Annotated in this window: 18 protein-coding genes; 6 read left to right on the forward strand and 12 right to left on the reverse strand. The window is 62.9% G+C overall.

Going from position 1 to position 19,717, the window contains the following annotated elements; genetic code table 11:
* The first annotated feature begins 45 nt into the window (after nt 1-45).
* The 3 genes from FLM52_11665 to FLM52_11675 all read left to right on the forward strand — a co-directional run bounded on the left by FLM52_11665 (nt 46) and on the right by FLM52_11675 (nt 3,497).
* Nucleotides 46-681 carry an endonuclease III gene (locus tag FLM52_11665; GenBank protein ID NVN56439.1) on the forward strand — a complete coding sequence of 212 codons (636 nt, stop codon included), beginning with the start codon at nt 46-48 and terminating at the stop codon, nt 679-681.
* 181 nt (nt 682-862) lie between these two features.
* Complete coding sequence (locus FLM52_11670) at nt 863-3,148, forward strand: EAL domain-containing protein (protein ID NVN56440.1); 2,286 nt, start codon at nt 863-865, stop codon at nt 3,146-3,148.
* A gap of 61 nt (nt 3,149-3,209) precedes the next feature.
* Nucleotides 3,210-3,497: a hypothetical protein gene (locus FLM52_11675; protein ID NVN56441.1), complete on the forward strand. Its 288-nt coding sequence runs from the start codon at nt 3,210-3,212 to the stop codon at nt 3,495-3,497.
* Nucleotides 3,498-3,683: 186 nt separating this feature from the next.
* On the opposite strand, the gene pepN is transcribed toward FLM52_11675, so the two are convergent.
* The 6 genes from pepN to FLM52_11705 all read right to left on the reverse strand — a co-directional run bounded on the left by pepN (nt 3,684) and on the right by FLM52_11705 (nt 10,811).
* Nucleotides 3,684-6,335 (reverse strand): aminopeptidase N, encoded by a 2,652-nt coding sequence (gene pepN, locus FLM52_11680; GenBank protein NVN56442.1) that lies wholly within the window; start codon nt 6,333-6,335, stop codon nt 3,684-3,686.
* A gap of 99 nt (nt 6,336-6,434) precedes the next feature.
* On the reverse strand, nt 6,435-6,857 hold the full coding sequence (locus FLM52_11685) for a DUF454 domain-containing protein (GenBank protein ID NVN56443.1): 423 nt from the start codon (nt 6,855-6,857) through the stop codon (nt 6,435-6,437).
* A gap of 229 nt (nt 6,858-7,086) precedes the next feature.
* A complete protein-coding gene (locus FLM52_11690) occupies nt 7,087-8,298 on the reverse strand; it encodes a glycerate kinase (protein ID NVN56444.1) in 1,212 nt (403 codons plus the stop codon).
* A gap of 160 nt (nt 8,299-8,458) precedes the next feature.
* Nucleotides 8,459-9,301, reverse strand: coding sequence for a GntR family transcriptional regulator (locus FLM52_11695; GenBank protein ID NVN56445.1), 843 nt, complete (start codon nt 9,299-9,301; stop codon nt 8,459-8,461).
* Nucleotides 9,302-9,602: 301 nt separating this feature from the next.
* Nucleotides 9,603-10,091, reverse strand: a complete 489-nt coding sequence (locus FLM52_11700) for a YajQ family cyclic di-GMP-binding protein (protein ID NVN56446.1) — start codon at nt 10,089-10,091, stop codon at nt 9,603-9,605.
* Nucleotides 10,092-10,169: 78 nt separating this feature from the next.
* Complete coding sequence (locus FLM52_11705; GenBank protein ID NVN56447.1) at nt 10,170-10,811, reverse strand: GNAT family N-acetyltransferase; 642 nt, start codon at nt 10,809-10,811, stop codon at nt 10,170-10,172.
* 219 nt (nt 10,812-11,030) lie between these two features.
* Between FLM52_11705 and FLM52_11710 the strand changes: the two genes are divergently transcribed.
* Nucleotides 11,031-12,575 (forward strand): RimK family protein, encoded by a 1,545-nt coding sequence (locus FLM52_11710; protein ID NVN56448.1) that lies wholly within the window; start codon nt 11,031-11,033, stop codon nt 12,573-12,575.
* Between the two features lie 151 nt (nt 12,576-12,726).
* Here FLM52_11710 and FLM52_11715 read toward each other — a convergent pair whose 3' ends face one another.
* From FLM52_11715 to FLM52_11735, 5 genes are all read right to left on the reverse strand, one after another.
* Nucleotides 12,727-13,584, reverse strand: coding sequence for a DUF2797 domain-containing protein (locus FLM52_11715; GenBank protein NVN56449.1), 858 nt, complete (start codon nt 13,582-13,584; stop codon nt 12,727-12,729).
* Nucleotides 13,585-13,685: 101 nt separating this feature from the next.
* The gene (locus FLM52_11720; GenBank protein ID NVN56450.1) at nt 13,686-13,961 is read right to left on the reverse strand and encodes a DUF1315 family protein; all 276 of its coding nucleotides are present in this window, start codon (nt 13,959-13,961) and stop codon (nt 13,686-13,688) included.
* Nucleotides 13,962-14,062: 101 nt separating this feature from the next.
* On the reverse strand, nt 14,063-14,977 hold the full coding sequence (locus FLM52_11725; protein ID NVN56451.1) for a rhomboid family intramembrane serine protease: 915 nt from the start codon (nt 14,975-14,977) through the stop codon (nt 14,063-14,065).
* A 300-nt stretch (nt 14,978-15,277) separates the two neighbouring features.
* Entirely contained in the window at nt 15,278-16,354 is a 1,077-nt protein-coding gene (locus tag FLM52_11730; GenBank protein ID NVN56452.1) for a serine/threonine protein phosphatase, read from the reverse strand.
* Between the two features lie 16 nt (nt 16,355-16,370).
* Nucleotides 16,371-17,255, reverse strand: coding sequence for an NAD(+) kinase (locus FLM52_11735; GenBank protein ID NVN56453.1), 885 nt, complete (start codon nt 17,253-17,255; stop codon nt 16,371-16,373).
* Nucleotides 17,256-17,579: 324 nt separating this feature from the next.
* Between FLM52_11735 and FLM52_11740 the strand changes: the two genes are divergently transcribed.
* Both FLM52_11740 and FLM52_11745 read left to right on the forward strand, forming a co-directional pair.
* Nucleotides 17,580-18,158 carry a sigma-70 family RNA polymerase sigma factor gene (locus FLM52_11740; GenBank protein ID NVN56454.1) on the forward strand — a complete coding sequence of 193 codons (579 nt, stop codon included), beginning with the start codon at nt 17,580-17,582 and terminating at the stop codon, nt 18,156-18,158.
* Nucleotides 18,155-18,979, forward strand: a complete 825-nt coding sequence (locus FLM52_11745) for an anti-sigma factor (GenBank protein ID NVN56455.1) — start codon at nt 18,155-18,157, stop codon at nt 18,977-18,979. Before FLM52_11740 ends, FLM52_11745 begins: the two co-directional genes overlap by 4 nt.
* 241 nt (nt 18,980-19,220) lie before the next feature.
* Here FLM52_11745 and FLM52_11750 read toward each other — a convergent pair whose 3' ends face one another.
* Entirely contained in the window at nt 19,221-19,604 is a 384-nt protein-coding gene (locus FLM52_11750) for an H-NS histone (protein ID NVN56456.1), read from the reverse strand.
* Between the last annotated feature and the right edge of the window lie 113 nt (nt 19,605-19,717).

Raw genomic sequence — 19,717 nt, forward strand, 5'->3', positions numbered from 1 at the left:
GACGACGCCCGCGCCCAAGCCCCTTTCCGCCGTACCCGAGATATCATGAACGCCCAGAAACGCCTCGAGATCTTCACCCGCCTGCGCAACGAGAACCCTGAGCCACGCACCGAGCTTGCCTGGTCAACGCCCTTCGAGCTTTTGATCGCGGTGCTGCTGTCGGCGCAGGCGACGGATGTGGGCGTCAACAAGGCCACGGCGAAGCTGTATCCGGTCGCCAATACGCCGGAGAGCATTCTCGCGCTGGGTGTCGAGGGTCTGAAGGAGTACATCAAGACGATCGGCCTGTTCAATACCAAGGCCGAGAACGTCATCAAGACCTGCCGCATGCTGATCGAACGGCATGGTGGTGAGGTGCCGCAGACCCGCGAGGCGCTGGAAGCGCTGCCCGGCGTGGGCCGCAAGACCGCCAACGTGGTGCTCAATACCGCCTTCGGCCAGCCGACCATGGCGGTGGATACGCACATCTTCCGCGTCTCCAACCGCACGCGCATCGCCCCGGGCAAGAACGTGCTGGAGGTCGAGCACAAGCTGATGCGCCATGTGCCCAAGGAGTTTCTGGTCGACGCCCACCACTGGCTGATCCTGCATGGCCGCTACACCTGTATCGCACGCAAGCCGCGCTGTGGCAGCTGTATCATCGAAGACCTCTGCGAGTACAAGGACAAGGTCGACCTGTAACGCCTCAAGGCACGAGGATTTGATGACCCCTTCATGACCAGGGGCTTGATGACTGAGGCTTTGTGAGCAACAGCTTGATGACTGGGACCTGATCACCAGGTACCTGGCACAAGCCCCGATCCTGCGTGGACTGCCTGTGTGGCCTGTCGTCGTGGGCCGCACGCATGATCGTTGATTGAGCATGAACCCCGACGCCCTGCCTATTCAACCGAGCGGCAACGTAGACTGGGAGCACAGACCGTCGCCTCAGGAACCTGCCATGACCGCACCTTCCGATGCCGAGGATCGCCGCCCTCCTCGCCCAGAAGGCTCCGACGATTCCCGCCAGCCTGATGACAGCTGCCTGCACTCGCGCCTGCAGGAGATGGCGTCACGTCTCGAGACACTTGAAGCCGAGAACCACCTGCTGCGCACCCTGGTCGACACCCACCCCGACATCCTGTTCATCAAGGATGCCAAGGGACTGTTCCGCTTCGCCAATCGCACCTTGACCGACTTCTACGGTACTACGCTCGAAGACATCATCGGGCGCGAGGATAGTCATTACACTGGCAATACCGAGCAGAGCCGCTTCTTCCGCCGCAGCGTGGAGCAGGTGCTCAGCAAGTTCGAGCGTGAGACGGTCTTCGAGGATGCCACCGACGGCACCACCGGCGAGGTCAACCATTTCCGCTCCATCAAGCTGCCCTTCCATGACATTCACGGCCAGCCGCTCGTCGCCGTTCTGGCACACAACATCACGGCAGAAGTCCGTGAGCATGAGCGCAAGACCCGCCAGATCGATCACATCTATGACACCTCGCTGGAAGGCTTCTGGGACTGGAATATCCTGACCAGTTCCGTGACGCACAATCGCCGCTGGTCACAGATTCTGGGCATCCCGGAGAGCGAGCTCAGCAACAGCCTGGAAGAATTCGCAAACCTGCTGCACCCCGAGGACAAGCCCGAGACGATGATCGCCCTCCAGGACTGCATGGCGGGCAAGACGGCCTATTATCACCGTCACCGCATGCTGACCCGCGGTGGCGACGTCATCTGGGTGATCGACAAGGGCGATGTCACCGAGCGGGACAGCGAAGGCAATCCGATGCGCATGATCGGCTCGATCACCGATATCACGCGTATCGTCGAATCAGAGGCCCTACTGCACCAGCACAGTCGCTTCGACTCGCTGACCAAGCTGGCCAACCGTGCCACGCTGATCGACAGCCTGCAGCAGGCCATCATCATCACCGATGCCCGTGACACCCACGGCGCACTCATCTTCATCGACCTGGACCACTTCAAGAAGATCAATGACCTGCTGGGGCATACCACCGGCGACCACCTGTTGATCGAGGTGGCCCATCGCCTGAGCTCCACGATGCGTGACAGCGATCTGGTGGCGCGCTTCGGTGGGGACGAGTTCGTCATCCTGGTACAGCCCTTGAGCCACGATCCACAGACTGCCTATCGCGAACTGGATGAGCTGATGGAGCGCCTGCGGCAGGTACTCAACCAACCCTATTCGCTCTCAGGCCCGCAGTCGCAGCCGCTGCAACATCACAGCTCGGCAAGCCTGGGCAGCATCATGTTCCATGATCGCGATCTGAGCGCCGAGGAGCTCATTCGGCGTGCGGATATCGCGATGTATCGCGCCAAGGAGGGCGGGCGCAACCAGACCGTCCGCTTTGACCCCAGCATGCGCGTGGAGCTGGAACGCGCCATACAGCTGGAAAATGACCTGCGCAGCGCCATCGATACCGAAGAGCTGTACCTGGAACTGCAGCCGCAATTCGATCGAGGGCTCAAGCTGGTCGGTGCCGAGTGCCTGTTGCGCTGGCGACACGCCAAGTTCGGCAATATCTCGCCCTATGAATTCATTCCGCTGGCCGAAAAGAGCCAGCTGATCGACAGCCTCGGCGACTGGGTGCTGAAGCAGGCCTGCAAGCTGCTGGAGGACTGGCAGAAGGGCACCGCCCTCGCCGGGCTCTATCTGTCGGTCAATGTCAGCGTCAAGCAGCTGGACTCCTCTCACTACGTCAGCAACGTCGCCAAGGCACTCAGCCAGCACACGCTGGACCCGCAATATCTGCAGCTGGAGCTGACCGAAAACGTCTTCGCCACCGATATGCCCGCCACGGTGGCACGCATGCACGAACTACGCTCGCTGGGCCTGCGTCTGTCACTGGATGATTTCGGCACCGGCTTCTCCTCCCTGACCTACATCAAGCACCTGCCCTTCGATGAGCTCAAGGTCGATCGCAGCTTCGTCAATGATCTCGAGAACGACGAGATCAACCGCCGCATGGTGGACTTCATGGTGCAGCTGGGGCGTGAGCTGGGCATGTGCGTAGTGGCAGAAGGCGTCGAGACCCCCAGGCAGCGCGATCTGTTACTGGAGATGGGCTGCGATGCCCTGCAGGGTTACCTGATGGACAAGCCGATGGCGATCGAGGCATTCACCGCCAGGTATCAGCTCGGATGACAGCGCATCCGCGTCTTTCATGGCACACTGGGGCCTCTTTTCTGTCTGGACATCATGCGTTATGGAAGACTTCTTCAACTGGATCGGCACCCAGCTCGGTGCCGCCATTCGCTTCATCGTCGAGGGCCTGGGCGGTTTCTTCGCCAACTTCGATGATGCCCTATCGGGATTCTTCAATGGCTTGACCGGCGAGCTGGGACTTGGCACATCGCTGTTCAGCCTGCTGGGCCTGGCGCTGGGGCTCTATCTGCTATTCAAGGGCATCACGACGCTGTTGAGAGGCTCCATCATCGGCGGACTATTGATGACCTTCATCGGCCTGACCTTCCTGGGCTGGATGATTGCCTGACGCGCAATGCCCCTGAAAGCGACGGTCCTGAAGCGATGACCGTGAAGGCGATGCCCTGGCGGGACTTGCGCCAGGCGCGTGACATGAAAAAGCCCCTGCCGATTGGCAGGGGCTTTTTCATGTCAGCGGCAGTCATCATTATGTGCGCGATGACTGCCGTCTGTCTCCAAGGGTCAGCTCAGAGGATCAGGCCAGTGCCTTCTCCACGACTTCATACAGGTTGTTCGAGAGCTTCTCGCCACGGATACGCTCAAGCTCTGCCTTCATCAAGTCCTGACGCTTGGCATCGAAACGCTTGTAGCGTGTCAGCGGCGTGATGATGCGCGCCGCGATTTCCGGATTCAGTCGATTGAGCTCGATGACCACATCCGCCAGCAGACGATAGCCTTCGCCATCGAGACGGTGGAAGTTGACGCGGTTCTGGCCGGCGAAGGCGCCGATCAAGGCACGCACCTTGTTGGGGTTGGTCAACGAGAATGCCGGATGCTCCATCAGGAAGCGCACGCGGTCCAGCACATCGGCCTGCGGACGCGTGACCTGAATAGAGAACCACTGGTCCATCACCAGCGGATCATGCGACCAACGCTCGGCGAAGGACTTGAGCGCCGGGTCACCCAGATCGGTGCGTGAGGAGTGCACCAGCATCGTCAGCGCGGCACGCACATCGGTCATGTTGTGGGCCGCCGCCAGCTGGGCCTGGGCCAGACGCACGCCCTCCTCGTCCTCGATGCTCATCAGATAGCTGAGCGCGGCATTCTTGAGGCTGCGACGCGCCATCTGCTCGAAGGTCGGCGCGTAGTCGCCCTGCTGCGCATTGGCGTGATAGAGCGCCACGAAATCGTCGCGCAGCGCACTGGCCAGCTGCGCCTTGGCGGTCTTGCGCGCCCAGTGGATGGCATCGACATCGACGACACTCTGCTGCTCGGCGATATAGGCCTCCGAAGGCAGCGTCAGCATCTCGGCCAGCACCGCACGATCGGAAGTGTCGCTCTGGAGAAGGAAGCGATAGGCGGCCAGCAGGCGCTCATCCAGCTGGGCCTCGTGCTCGCCACGCTGCCAGGCCGCCATCAGGTCTTCAAGCGCTGCCATGGCCAGACGCTGGCCGGCATCCCAGCGGTTGAAGCCATCGCTGTCGTGCTGCATCAGGAAGGCCAGCTGCTCACGGCTGTAGTCAAAGGCCAGCTTGACCGGCGCAGAGAAGCCACGCAGCAGCGACGGCACCGGCTCGGCATCGCCGGCAAGGCCGGTGAAGACGAAGGTCTGCTCGGCCTCGGTCAGCTCCAGTACGGTTTCCGTGCCCAGCGCTTCGCCATCGAGGGTCAGCGTGAGATCGCTGCCATCGGCGCCGACCAGCCCCATGCGCACCGGAATCACCAGCGGCAGCTTCTCCGCCTGCCCTGGCGTGGGCGGCGTGGACTGACGCAGCGTGAGGGAATAGGTGCCAGCCTGGGCATCGAAGGCGCCACTGGCGGCGATGTTCGGCGTTCCGGCCTGGGAGTACCAGCGCATGAACTGGCTGAAGTCGCGGCCGGAGGCTTCGCTCATCGCGCTGATGAAGTCCTCGATGGTGGCGGCGCTGCCATCGTTGCGCGCGAAGTAGAGATCACTGCCACGGCGGAAGGCCTCTCCCCCGAGCAGATTGGCAACCATGCGCACCACTTCGGAGCCCTTCTCGTAGATGGTCAGGGTGTAGAAGTTGGAAATCTCGATATAGGAGGCCGGGCGCACCGGGTGTGCGGTGGGGCCGGCATCTTCGGCGAACTGCGCGGTACGCAGCATGGCGACGTCTTCGATACGCTTGACCGGCGCCGAGTTCATGTCGGCGGAGAAGGTCTGGTCACGATAGACGGTGAAGCCTTCCTTCAGGGACAGCTGGAACCAGTCACGGCAGGTGACACGGTTGCCCGACCAGTTGTGGAAGTACTCATGCGCGACCACCCCTTCGACGCGCTGGAAGGCGGCGTCGGTGGTGGTATCGGGGTTGGCCAGCACGCAGGCGCTGTTGAAGATGTTGAGGCCCTTGTTCTCCATCGCGCCCATGTTGAAGTCGTTGACTGCGACGATCATGAAGATGTCGAGATCGTATTCTCGACCGTAGACTTCCTCATCCCACTTCATGGAGGCCTTGAGGGAGTTCATGGCGTGCTGGGTCTTGTCGAGATTTTCCGGCTCGACCCAGATTTCCAGAGCGACGTCACGGCCACTCATGGTGGTGAAGCTGTCGTCATGCTTGACCAGGTCACCCGCCACCAGCGCGAACAGATAGCACGGCTTGGGGTGCGGGTCCTGCCAGGTGACGAAGTGACGACCGCCCTCGCGCTCGCCACGCTCGATGGGATTGCCGTTGGAGAGCAGGATCGGGTAGCTGTCCTTGTCGGCGATGATGGTGGTGGTGAACACCGACATCACGTCCGGGCGGTCCGGGTAGTAGGTGATGCGACGGAAGCCTTCGGCCTCGCACTGGGTGCAGAACATGCCCGAGGACACATAAAGCCCCTCCAGCGCGGTATTCGCGGCCGGATCGATCACCACCACCGTCTCGAGCTCACAGCGGGCCGGCAGGCCGGCCAGCGTCAGGTGAGTCTCGTCGAGCTTGTATTCGTCGCGGCCAAGCGCTCGCCCATCGACACGCACGGATTCCAGCGTCAGATGCTCGCCATTGAGCACCAGCGGCGGCGTGGCATCACTGCCCACGGCGGCATCGGGATTGGCCTCGAGGGTCAGCACGGTCGTCACACGGGTCGCGGACGGTGCCAGATCAAACGTCAGGCGGATGTCCAGCACACGCCAGGCGGGTGCCTGATAATCGGCCAGATGAATCGCAGCAGGTTGTGACATCAAAGACTCCGCAATCAGCGCCGCGGGAGAGGGCTCCTCACGGCAGAAAGACAGCGGACAGCGAGGGAGCAGACACCTCACCTGCCCGCGATGAAGCGCTCATTCGCGCGGAAGGGATTCGCCACTGACGGCAAGGTTCGCCCCCTCGCCCTTGGGCTCCGGGCGCGTCGCCAACCAGAGTGCCAGCAGCGACAGGAAGACCAGCAGCGAGACCTTGACGGCCAGCACTGAGACGGTGAACAGGATGATCAGCATCGAGACGGCCAGCATGCTGACCGCCATGATGCGGGCGCGCAGCGGAATGGCGCGTTCGCGCTCCCAGGCCACCAGTGTCGGCCCGATCTGGGGATGTTCCCGGATGTAGCGCGCAAAGCGCGGTGAACCTCGGCTGGCACAGGCCAGCGCCAGCAGCATGAAGACGGTGGTGGGCAGCAGCGGCAGAAACATGCCAGCGAAGCCGATGCCGAAGAACAACCAGGCCAGGCCAAGCCAGCAGATACGCTTCATGCGCCGAAAGATCATCATGTCGAATCCTCACCACCTGCGGTCACACACCTTGTGCTTCCTGCTATCAGTCAAACGCCAAGTCGTGCATGGGAAAAGTACTTTCTGACTATCCGCCTGATAGCAACTGCGTGCATGGTAACGGGCTTGCCGATATCGCGAAAGGCCACGCCCCCGCCAGGGGGCGTGGACCGGTGTCTGCGCCGGATTCGACGCCGCAGTCGGGCTGCGCTCAGTCGGGCTGCGCTCAGTCGGGCTGCGCCAACTGCCAGAGACGCATGATGGCCTCGCAGCGGTCAGCCAGCAGCTCCGGGGTGCGCGCCAGCGCCTGCTCAAGCGGCATGGCACTGTCACACAGCGTGAAGACGGCACTGACCCCTTCATCATGGGCGGCTTGCCAGCCCTCGGCCAGTCGCCCCGCCAACACGATGGCGGGCACCCCGGCGACTCGCGCGGCTCGCGCCGCACCGATGGGGGTCTTGCCGCCCAGGCTCTGGCCATCCAGACCGCCTTCCCCGGTGATCAGCAGATCACAGCCCACCAGACGCTCGCTCACCTTGAGGCGCTCCATCACCAGCTCGATGCCCGGGCGCAATTCACCATGCAACCAGGCCGCCACCGCGAAGCCCATGCCGCCTGCAGCCCCTGCACCGGCCAGCTGTTGCTGATCCGCACCCAGCACTTCAGCGCTGAGGCGAGCGAAGTGGGCCAGTGCCGCATCCAGCTCCTCGACCACCGCGGCATCGGCGCCCTTCTGCGGGCCGAACACGGCGCTCGCGCCGCGCGGGCCACACAGGGGGTTGTCGACATCGACCGCGGCAGACACCTTGAGGTTGGCCAGGCGTGGGTCCAGCGCAGTGACGTCAAGGCTCGCCAGACGCGCGAGGGCCGCGCCTCCCGCGGGCAGCTCTTCCCCCTCAGCGTCGAGCAGACGCAGCCCGAGCGCGCGCAGCATGCCGCTGCCGCCATCGTTGGTGGCGCTGCCGCCCAGCGTGATGATCAACCGCTCGGCACCGGCGTCCAGCGCCGCCAGGATCAGCTCGCCCACGCCATGCGTATCGGCGACCCGCGCGTCGCGCTCATCAAGGCTGACCAGATGCAGGCCACTGGCTTCGGCCAGCTCGACGATGGCCGTGCGGCTACCCGGCTGCCAGCCCCACTGGGCGGTGACCTCACGTCCAAGCGGATCTCGCACCTGAGCGCTGCGCGCCTCGATGGGGTCTGCTTCACTGGCTGCCGCCAACAACGCCGCCAACGTGCCCTCACCGCCATCGCCCAGCGGGCAGAGGTCGATCTGTGCCTCGGGCAGTACCCGGCGAACACCACGCGCCATGGCGTCGGCGGCATCACTGGCTGCCAGAGCTTCCTTGAAGCTGTCAGGAGCAATCAACAGGCGCGGCGCACCGGCAGAATTTGAGGAACCAGAAGTAGCGGAGACAGCAGCAGCGGAGACAGTCATGCAGACATTCCTTGTCGAAGGTGAAGGAGCGAATGGGGTGACTCAGTGCAAGATATTCCCATGATACGCTGTCATTGGTGCCATGCGGGACCCTGAAACGCAAACTGCCACCCGTCGGTCTCCCGAGGGTGGCAGTGGCAGCTCAGGCTGACAGTGGCGCTTACTTGACCAGACGCGTCTCGGTGGGCGCCAGCGTGACCTTGCCTTCGCGCTTCAGGTGACCGATGGCGCGCTTGAAGTTGGCCTTGCTGGCACCGAAGGCTTCACTGATGGCTTCCGGCTCGCTCTTGTCGCCCAGCGGCAGCACGCCCTGACTGGCTTCCAGCGCGGCCAGAATGCGGTCCGCCAGCTGCTGATGGCCAGCCGGGCCCGGCGCCTGCGGCGTGAGATCGATATTGCCGTTGCCGTCATTCTTCAACACCCACAGACGCAGACGGTTGCCGATGCGCAGACGCGTGAAGATACGGTCGTGGTGCACCAGGCCCCAATGGGCGTTGTCGATGATGATCTTCATGCCCAGGTCGGTGCGCGCAGCGACCAGACCGGAGACTTCCTGGCCCACCGCGTAGGTGGCCGGGGTCTTGTCGAGCCAGCGATCCAGTCGCATCGAGGCGACCATGCGGTCACTGTGCTTGTCGAGACCGACGTGCACCATGGCGAACTGACCGGCCTTGAGCTCACGCTTGCGCTCGCCGTAGGGCAGCAGCAGATCCTTGCCCAGGCCATTGTCGAGGAAGGTGCCGATATCATTGACCTCGACCACCTTGAGCGCGGCGAATTCACCGACCATGGCACGCGGATAGCGCGTAGTGGCCAGCAGGCGGTCTTCATCATCGAGGCTGACGAAGACGTCGACTTCGTCACCGATGTCGGCCCCCGCCGGAATGAAAGGTGTCGGCAGCAGGATTTCCCCGCGATCTCCACCATCAAGGAAGACGCCGAAGCCGACCCGCTTGGTGATCGTCAGGGTGTTGCGCTGGCCGATAGCGAGCGGAGCAGACATATAACCTCTCTTTGCGCGTAGGCGGGTGCCGTAGCGGCCCGCATGGCGCAGATATCACGTACGAATAGGGTGAAACGCTTTGAAAGCGACGCGTCCGGTCGTCTCGAGTGATGCACCGAGCTGGACGAACGTAGCCCCAGCGACGAGACATGACGCTTTCAAAGCGAATCCGTTGATCCAGAAAACATGCGAGTCAGTGACTCTCACGACACCGCAAATGAGCGAGTCAAACGAAGACAGCACCGCACGCCGATAGCGAACGGTGCTGATAATGGCGACCGCCAGTCACTTGCGCGCTGGATCAGTCGCGGAAGTTGTTGAACTGCAGCGGCAGCTCGATACTCTCATCGCCCTTGAGCAGTGCCATGGCGCCCTGCAGGTCGTCACGCTTCTTGCCGGTGACGCGGACCTTCTCGCCCTGGATCTGCGCCTGGACCTTGAGCTTGGCATCCTTGAGCGCCTTGACGATCTTCTTGGCGGTCGGCTGGTCCAGTCCCTGACGCAGCACCAGCTGCTGACGGGCACGCACGCCAGCGGTGTCGGCGTCCTTCTCTTCCAGGCAGCGCACGTCGATGCCGCGCGCGATCAGACGGCCCTTGAGCAGTTCGACCATCTGACGCAACTGGAAATCGGCATCGGCTTCCAGATTGACGTTCTCTTCCTTCTCGAGTTCGAAGCTGGCAGTCACGCCCTTGAAATCGAAGCGCGTCGCGAGTTCGCGATTGGCCTGATCGACGGCATTCTGAACCTCGTGCTTGTCGAGTTCGGAGACAATATCGAATGACGGCATGGGAGCGATTCCTTTGAAGCCATGAAGAATAAACAGCGCATCCTAGCCCATGGGGGCCACGCGCGCCATGCCCCCGGCTCAGGCGGCGCCGGCATTCACCGTCGAGGGCGACCCCGGGTGCGCTTCACCGGCATCACCGGCCGCGAGTTTTTGAGCCACCGGCGCCGGCGAATCCAGCGTCAGTGCCTTGCGCATCTTCCAGGCGGCCGCCCCATCGGCATAGTAATCGCGCAGGCGACCACACTTCTCGAAGCCGTGACGCTCGTAGAGTGCGATCGCCGCGCCATTGCCGGTGTGCACCTCAAGATCGAACTGCGTACAGCCCTGGGCGACGGCCAGCTGCTCAAGCGATGTCAGCATGCGCTGGGCAAGGCCGCGGCCACGCGATTCCGGATGCAGGCAGAAGGAGTAGAGTCGCGCCCGGCGTGAATTGCTCCGAAACAGCACGGTACCGTAGCCGAGCACGCTGCGCAGCGGCGTGGCGTCATCACGCTCGACGCTTCCGGCTGGCCATAGCGCCGCCATGACATCGTCCACCGCCGGTACGGACGGAATGACATCGTCATCGGGCTGGATGATCACCAGGGTACGGGCATGGGCACGCAGAATCAGATGGGACAGCTGACGACGACTGAACCAGTCGCTGTCGAAACTGACTTCCTCGAGCTCTACCAGAGCATCGAGATCGGCCCGGATGGCCGGGCGCAGAATGGGGGTCATGGTGCAGGCTCTCCCGCCTGTCAGCGCCCTGACGCTGCTTGATGTTCAGCGTGTCGCGGGGCAGTAGCAATGCGCTGCATTCTGGGCATGCAGGCGCGTCTTGTCTTGGTCTCTTTGCATGAAATTATTTCACTTTCCAGCCTATTGCGATGACGGAGATTGTTTCTCATGATGCGCGCATTCGGCACCGCTTCGGTGCCCGCCTTGCGAGGCTTCGCAATGTCCCGCCTGCGTATCGTGGTTGACCGTGTGTCTGACTGGCGCGCCTTCTATCCCAGTGATGATGTCATCAGCGCCCATGACTTTCTTTCCGAACTCTCAAGCGATGCGCCAGCCCAGCGCGCCGACGATGCGCCGCAGCCCGCCACCCACGTCATCAATCTGTGCGGCGGGCTGGATTATCTGGGCATCGGCTATTATGTCTCGCTGCTGGCCCAGGCGCGCGGTCAGAAGGCGTTGCCGTCAGTGGAGACCCTCAATCAGCTGTCACGCAAGTCGCTGATCGACATGGAACTGGGCGGCATCCGCGTGCTGCTCGAGGAGCTGACACGCAAGGGCGCCCTGCCCGCCCCGCAAAACGTGACGCATGGGGCTGGCAAGCCGCCACGACTCGACCTGCTGCTGACCTTCGGCGAGAGCGCAGACCCCGCGCTTGCGCGTCTCGCACGCAAGCTGTTCGAGCGCCTGCCCTGCCCGCTGCTGGAGGTGCGTCTTGAAGGCCGAAGCGATCATTGGGTGCTCAAGCGGGTGCGCCCGCAATCCCTGAGCCACCTGGCAGCGGCGGATGAAGACCGCTTCGCCCAGGCGCTCAATCGCCATTCACGCAAGGTGTGGCGCACGCCCAAGGCCCGCCGCCATTACCGTTTCGATCTCGCCATGCTGGTCGACCCGGACGAGGCGCTGCCGCCGTCGAACCGCACCGCGCTCAAGCATTTCATCCGCGAAGGACGGCGCCTGGGCATCGATGTCAGCCTGATCACCCGGCGCGATGAAGGCCGTCTGGCCGAGTTCGATGGCCTGTTCATCCGCGAGACGACCAGTCTGGATCACCACACCTATCGCATGGCCAAGCGTGCCGAGCACGAAGGGCTGGTGGTGATCGATGACAGCCAGTCGATTCTGCGCTGCACCAACAAGGTCTTCCTGCATGAGCTTCTCAAGGCACGTGGTCTGAGTGCCCCGCAGGGTCGCCTGATCCATCGGGGCGAACTGCGCCAGCTGGCCGAACGCGGTCAGCACATGCGCTACCCGCTGGTGATGAAAGTGCCGGATGGTGCCTTCTCGCGCGGCATCGTCAAGATCGATGGCCCGGAGACACTGGTACGCGAAGCCGAGCGGCTGTTCCAGGATTCCGCCCTGCTGCTGTTGCAGGAGTGGCTACCGACCGAGTTCGACTGGCGCATCGGCGTGCTCGACGGCAAGCTGCTGTTCGCCAGCCGTTACTACATGGCGCGCGGCCATTGGCAGATCTACGACCACAGCGGCGCGCGTACCCGCTCCGGCGGCTTCGCGACGGTCGACCCGAGCGAGGTGCCAGCGGCCGTGATCAAGGCGGCCCTGAAGGCGACCCGCCTGATCGGCGACGGCCTCTACGGCGTCGACTTGAAGCAGCTGGAGGACCGCGTGGTGGTCATCGAGGTCAACGACAACCCGAATCTGGATGCCGGAGTCGAGGATGTGGTGCTGGGACGCGAGCTCTACCGGCGCGTGATGCAGGTCTTTCTGGCACGCATGCAGGCACGCCGTCAGCCCGTGCTGGGCTGACGTGGTCCTGGTCCGATCGCGAAGCGCCCTGACACGACACGGCGAAGCGTCCTGACACGACGTAGCGAAACGCCCTGAAACGACAATGCCCGCGCTCCTGTGAAGGAGCGCGGGCATTGTGCTGCGAGCGTCACGCAATCTCAGGCGTGGATCATGCCTCGCCGAGCTGGGCCTCGATCTCGTAGCCGGTGAACTTGCGCAGATTGATCACGCCGCTGTCGAGAATCAGATACTGCCCCTTGAGGCCTTCGAGCACGCCTTCCACTACCGGCGTCTTGTCAAAGTTGAACGAGGTGACCTTGGTCGGCGCGCTGCGCACCGGAAACTCGAAGGCCAGCGCCGTGGTGTCCAGCACCCGGATGGCACCCTCGCCGCAATGCGCCTGAAGCGCCGCCAGGCCCTCCGACATCTGCTCGAGCAGCGCATCACGTTCCGCTTCCAGATCCAGCTCGGCCACATCGCCCTTGAGCATCGCCCGCCAGTTGGTGCGGTCGTTCAGCGCCTGCTTGAACAGCACCTCGACCAGCCCCGACTGCAGGCGATTGGACACCTCGACGATGGGCAGCGCCTGGATGGCACCCTGATCGAACCAGCGTGTCGGCATCTGGGTCTTGCGCGTGATGCCGACCTTGAGGCCGGAGGAGTTGGCCAGATAGACGATATGCGGCTGGAAGCAGTGCTCCTCGCCCCACTGCGGATCACGGCAGGTACCTTCGGCGTAGTGGCAGGTCTCCGGCTTCATGATGCAGCCATCGCACTGCGGCAGCTTGCGAAAGCACGGATAGCAATGCCCCTGGGCGAAGCTCTTCTTGGTCTTGCGACCGCAATGGCTGCAGTGGATCTGACCGGAGAAACTCAGGCGCACCTTGTGGCCGATATAGGCATTCAGCGGCTGGGTGGTCTCCCCCAGCCGCAGGCCATAGCTGGCCGCCAGCGGCTCCCGCGTGACCGACAGCGAGTCAGGCGCAGTATCGATCGTCGGCACCTCGCCGGCGGGCACGATGGACATCTTGCGGAGGTTGCCACTCAGCGTGATGGGTGCCGCAGCCTGAGCACTGACTTCCTGAACCGTGCCAGAGGCCTCATCCGCGCTCAGGGCATCATCCAGCGTCAGTTGACCCACTTGATCTGCTCCAGCTCATCGCTTGCAGCGCTGTCATCATCACGCGGCCCACAGGTACCGTTGTCGATGAAGCCGACACGCGATTCGGCAGGCACGTTGTTGTGCGCTTCGTACTTGATGACGGCCTCCATGCACAGCTCGACCTGCTCCTGGGTCAGCACGCGGCCATCCGGCCATTTGCGCAGCTGCATGGACTGCTTGAGGCTCTCGTAGATGGCTGGCGTCATCTGCTCGACCATACCGTCGAAGGTCATGTCACTCATGATGGGGTCTCCTGAGACTGAGGCACGCGGAGCCAGAGCTTTCAAATGCCGGACCCGACGTGGGGAATGTGCACATTCTACCATCGTCAGCGCATCGACTGTCAGGGTGTGACACGGCGTGTCCGGCGTGGCAGCACGAGGCCGAGCGCGAGACCGGCGAGCAGCCCCCCGAGATGCGCCTCGTTGGCGATGGCACCCAACCCGATGGCGCTCGAGAGCGGCGTCATGCAAAGCACCAGATAGATCAACATGAAGATCATCAGCGAGCGCTGCATCTGATAGCCCAACGTGGGGCGGCGGCGTGCGGCGATGAAGACATAGCCGATCACGGCGAAGTCGATCCCCGACAACCCACCGAACAGCACGCTGCCGGTGGCGTATTGCGCCAGGTTGGCCGCCACGCCGCTCAGCACCACGACCAGCGCGAAGCGCCAACCGCCATCGATGGCCTCGATCTGTCGCCCGAACACCCACAGCCACAGCAGGTTGAACACCAGGTGCAGTACCCCGAAATGCATCAACGACGGCGACCAGAGCCGCCACCACTCCCCCGAAAGCGTCACGGACAGCGGCTCGGGCGCGATGTGCTGACTGCCGACAAGCTCGAAGGGCACGATGGCCAGCCATTCGAAGACCGCTGCCTGGCCCAACGCATACTGGAACAGTACCGTGATACAGCAGGCCAGACCGACCAGCCAGGTCAACGGCGTCTGGCGCATCAGGGTGATGAGGGACTGAGAGCTGGCGGTACCGCGCGTCGTGGTACCTGCGGAGGCGTCCCGCAGCGGTTCACCGCGCGACTGGCGCTCGAGCATCGCGATGACGCGCGGCAGTTGCTCGGGGTCGGCCAGCCACAGCTCCTGGCTGCCCTCGTGGCTCTCGGCATCGTCGCCAGACGCAGCCTCTGTCGGACGAGCCTGGCTCAGAGTGATCTGATGACCGATCTTCTCGGCCCACAGGGCTTCACGCAGGGGGCGGCTGTCGAAGGATTCAGGCAGCGTCAGAACCTTGAACATATATGCCTCTGAAAATGACATGCGACTGAACAGACTCAGTACACGTTGATAAACAAGGAGATGTCAGACCAGCCTGCGAAAATCTACCACAGCCTCGCAGGGGGCTGGCCTTTGTGACAGACATAAAAAAAGCCCGGTGGGGGGCACCGGACTGAGCAAGGATCATTCAAGGGAACACTTACTCAGAGTGCGCAATCGGGCTTTGGTTCACTGACATATGATTGTAAAAAACAATCGTCATTCATCACCAGCATTACTGACGCTATTGGGACGTACCAATGACCAAGCAAATGACCAGTGCTATTGACTGGCGCCATTGGCCAATGACGGGTTCGACAGGGTGTCGCGGGACAGCTCTTCCGGCACGGGGCGTCGGGAAGGCTCACGCGGTACCGGTACCCACACGAAGTTGGCGGCATCCAGCGTGGCTTCGCCACTGAAGCGATACGCCACCAGGCGCCCGAACTTGACCGCGCTGTAATCCAGGCAGGCGATGTTGGGAGCCGGCAGCGCCGGCAAGCCCTCACACCAGTAGTGCCCGAGGAACAGGGGCGGCTGCTCCGGCCCGTAGTAAGGTAGATTGGCCAGCTCCTGCTCGCTCAACCAGCGCGATTCCAGCTCGCCGGGAAGGTTGTCGGGCTGGAAGACCACATCGCCGTAGGTGCGGGGCTCACGTGCCCAGAAATGCGTGCGGAAGCTTCGGCGCGTGAAGCCATCGCCGGAATGGATCTCGACTCCTTCCGGCAAGCGCAGATTCGCGCCGCGCGTCATGCGGTCCAGCACGCGATAGGCGAAGCTGTCATGCTCGATGGACTCATGCAGGAAGTCTTCATCGATGCAGCCATCGGGATAGCGCTCCAGGAAGGAACGCACCAGAGGCTCATCCCAGCAGGCGTGCACCACGCGCAGCCCGCTCTGGCCGGGGGCCAGCGGCGGCAGCTCCAGACACAGCGGCATGCGCATGAACCAGCGCAGCGCCTCGTCCCACTCATCGGGATGATGCTGATATTGGTCAAGCGTCTCGCGGATGATGCGATTGTGACGTGAGGTATGCGAGCGCAGGAAATCACGATGCTCGCCGCCTGCACGCGGGCGTGCGCGCCGACAATACGCCAGGGCGTTGTATTCGTGATTGCCCATCACGATCAGCGCTTCGCCGGCATTGACCATGCTGCTGGCCAGCTGCACCGCCAGGCGGATGCGCGGACCACGATCAATGATATCGCCGAGGAAGATGACCTTGCGGGTCGGGTGGCGATAGACGCCATCGACGATGTGATAGCCGAGCGTCTCCAGCAACGTCGCCAGAGTGGCGCCGCAGCCGTGTACATCGCCGATGAGATCATAGCCATCCTGTGGCGCCACGAATGCTTGCATGGTGTCAGCCTTGAGGTCATTCGCCGAGGCGATTGCTCCAACCGAGCTTGGTGCGACAGATCTCGAAATAGTTGTGCTCCAGCGGATGAATCAGCGTCAGACGCTCACTCTTGCGCCGAATCTTGAGCACATCCCCGGGCTTGGCCACCACCTGGGTCTGGCCGTCGCAGCTGATATGCGGATAGGTCGAGTTGCTGGCACTGATATGCAGGATGATCTCGCTGGCCGCATCGATCACGATCGGACGACTGGAAAGGGTATGCGGGAACATCGGTACCAGGGTGATCGCCTCGAGACGCGGATGCACGATGGGGCCGCCACCGGACAGCGCATAGGCGGTCGAGCCGGTCGGCGTGGCGACGATCAAGCCATCCGAGCGCTGGGAATAGACGAACTGGCCATCGATGAACAGCTCGAATTCGATCATGCGCGCCGCCTTGCCGGGGTGCAGCACCACGTCATTGAGGCCATCGGCCGCCCCGATGCGCTCGCCATCACGATAGACCTCGGCCTCGAGCAGGAAGCGTTGCTCGCTGAGATAGTCGCCGCCCAGCACCTCGGCCACCTTCTCCTCGAGCTCATCGGGGCGAATGTCGGTCAGAAAGCCGAGTCGCCCACGATTGACGCCGAGCACGGGTGTGCCACTGCGGCACAACGCGCGCGCGGCGCCCAGCAGGCTGCCATCGCCGCCGACCACGATCACCAGCTCACACTGCTCGCCCATCTGACGGCGGCTGGCCACCTGCAGACCGTGGTCCAGCAGCAGCGCGGCAGTGCGTTCCTCGATCACCATGGCCAGGCCACGGGAATCCAGAAAGCGAATCAAGCGCTTGAGCGTATCCACCACCTGGGCACTGCCCAGTCGGCCGATCACGCCGATCGTATTGAATTGCTGCTTCATCACGCCTCCCAGGCTGTCATGCCGGCCATTATGCGGACTCACCGCGCGAGCAGCAATGCAGCCGCGCCGCGCCTTTCCCATTGGGTGCAAGGTGACTGGCTGGCGTCATGTCCAGGCACGTCTGAAAACCGGCCGCGAACATCCAAGACGGGAAGCGGGACGTTACCAGACTATCCTCCCGCAATTGACGCACCGCCATCCCGAGTGTCACGGGCGTTGATTCTTTCTCGAACGAAGGCCTCTATCATGCAACTTGCCATTCCCCGGCGGTGCACTTACCGTCAGCTGATCAATGGACCCCCCGCCAAAGGAGCCGGCCACCCCATGCCAGCACAGAAGCCGTCAGTCAGTCCGCCAGACGCGGAAAGCTTTGACCACGCCAGTGCGATAGAAGCCTGTGCACGCGGAGACGAGGCCGCGTTCCGCAGCCTCTATGATCTTGAATCGGGCCGCATGCTGGCGCTCGCCATGCGCCTGTTGAACAGCCGCGACCAGGCGGAAGATGCCGTCCATGACGCCTTCATCAAGCTGTGGTCCAACGCGGGTCAGTATCGACGTGAACTCGGCAATGGTCGCGCCTGGCTGTTTACCATCCTGCGCTATCGCGCCCTGGATCAACTGCGCGCCCAGGGGCGGACGCCACGCGGCGACAGCGATGCGCTCGACACCCTGGCCGATCTGCTCGCCAACCCGGAAACCGCAGCTGATGACAGCCAGACGACGCACCAGTTGAGCGACTGCCTGGGTGAGCTGGAAGTGCCGCGACGCGAGCCCATTCTGCTGGCCTTCTTCAAGGGACTGACACACGAACAGATCGCCGAGAAGCTGAGCGCACCGCTTGGCACCATCAAGGGACGCATCCGCGCCGGTCTCAAGCTACTGCAGGAGTGCCTGTCACGATGAATAGCCCCCTGATTCCCGAATCTCCCGAAGAACAGAACCTGCTGCTGGGTGAGCATGCCCTCGGGCTGCTGGACCCTGAACGCGAGGCCGAAGTGCGCGCCTGGATCGAGCGCGATGACAATGCCGCACGCATGGCCCTGCGCTGGCAGCAACATTGGCTGAGCGTGAGTGACCGCCTGCCGCCGGAGCCCCCTTCCGACTCATTATGGAAGCGCATCGACGCCAGCCTGGTGCGCCTCAAGCAGTCCTCTGCCACCCGCGATAACGCCGCTCGCCATGACGCAGAGCAGACAAGCGCCTCGACCAAGGCGCCCTGGCTACTGCGCTGGCTAGGCGGTGGTCTCGGACTGGGTCTGGGGGCAGGTCTCGCCCTGGCACTGGTCATGCAGATGGGGCCCTTCTCTCCCAGCGCGCCGCTGGAAGGCACCTCGCCGGAGGTGGCTACCCAGACACCTGACGGCGACGCGCAACGCATGGTCGCTATCCTGCAGACACTGGAAGATCCGGGCACGCCGACCTGGGTGGCCAATGTCACGTCCAGCGGTGGCCTGCAGCTGACACCGAAGGTCTCCATCGAGCGTCCGACGGATCGCGCCATCGAACTGTGGACCCTGACCGACCCGCAAGAAGGGCCCCGCTCACTGGGGCTGGTCGACCCGATTGCCGGCATCGAACTCAGCGCCGAGCAGATCGGCAGCATGAGTCCGGGCCAGCTGCTGGAGATGACACTGGAGCCAGAAGGCGGGTCGCCGACCGGCAAACCGACAGGCAAGATTCTCGCCATCGGTCGCCTGGTGGACCTCAATCAGCGTGATAGCTGATAGCCCCAATGACAGCCCTCGGGCATGACGACTGCCGTTAGTGGCGCTTTCTGACGCTGTAATTTCACAGTGAGTCTCACGGGAAAGCGCCCTATCGCTCTGCTCTAGGCCTTCTCAAGACCTGCTCAAAAGAGGGAGTCCGCCCTCTAGCGTCAGCCAAACGCCAGACATGAAAAAGCCCCGCGATTGCGGGGCTTTTTCATGTCTGGCAGCGTCAGCTAGCTGGCAATCAAGCCAGTGCTCAGCTTTCAGTGCGCTCGAGCCAGGATTCGACGGTTTCCGCACCGTGCTCTTCCTTCCACTCTTTCAGCTGCTTGTGGTTGCCACCACGCGTCTCGATGACTTCACCGGTGTGCGGGTTCTTGTAGACCTTCAGCTTGCGCTTGCGACGCACGCCACCGGTCTTGCTTTCCGGTGCGGCAGCAGCCGGCGCCTGGGACGCTTTCGGGTCCAGCAGGGTAATGACGTCACGAGTGGACTTGCCGTACTCGCCCATCAGCGCGTCCAGCTTGTCCTTGAATTCGAGTTCGTTCTTCAGACGGTCATCATTGCGCAGGCTTTCCAGCTGCTCTTGAAGTTTCTTGAGCTCTTGCTCTTTCTGCATGAAATCAGTCAACAGGGACATGAGTATCTCCAGGAGGTCGGGACAGACAGTTGAGTCACGAAAACACGATGCTGAGTGAGGCCCGGCGATATTCATCTGCCGTACATGTTTAACAGCGCGTTTTCATAAAGACT

Source organism: bacterium Scap17, assembly GCA_013376735.1.
In the GTDB taxonomy this organism is placed as follows: Bacteria; Pseudomonadota; Gammaproteobacteria; order Pseudomonadales; family Halomonadaceae; genus Cobetia.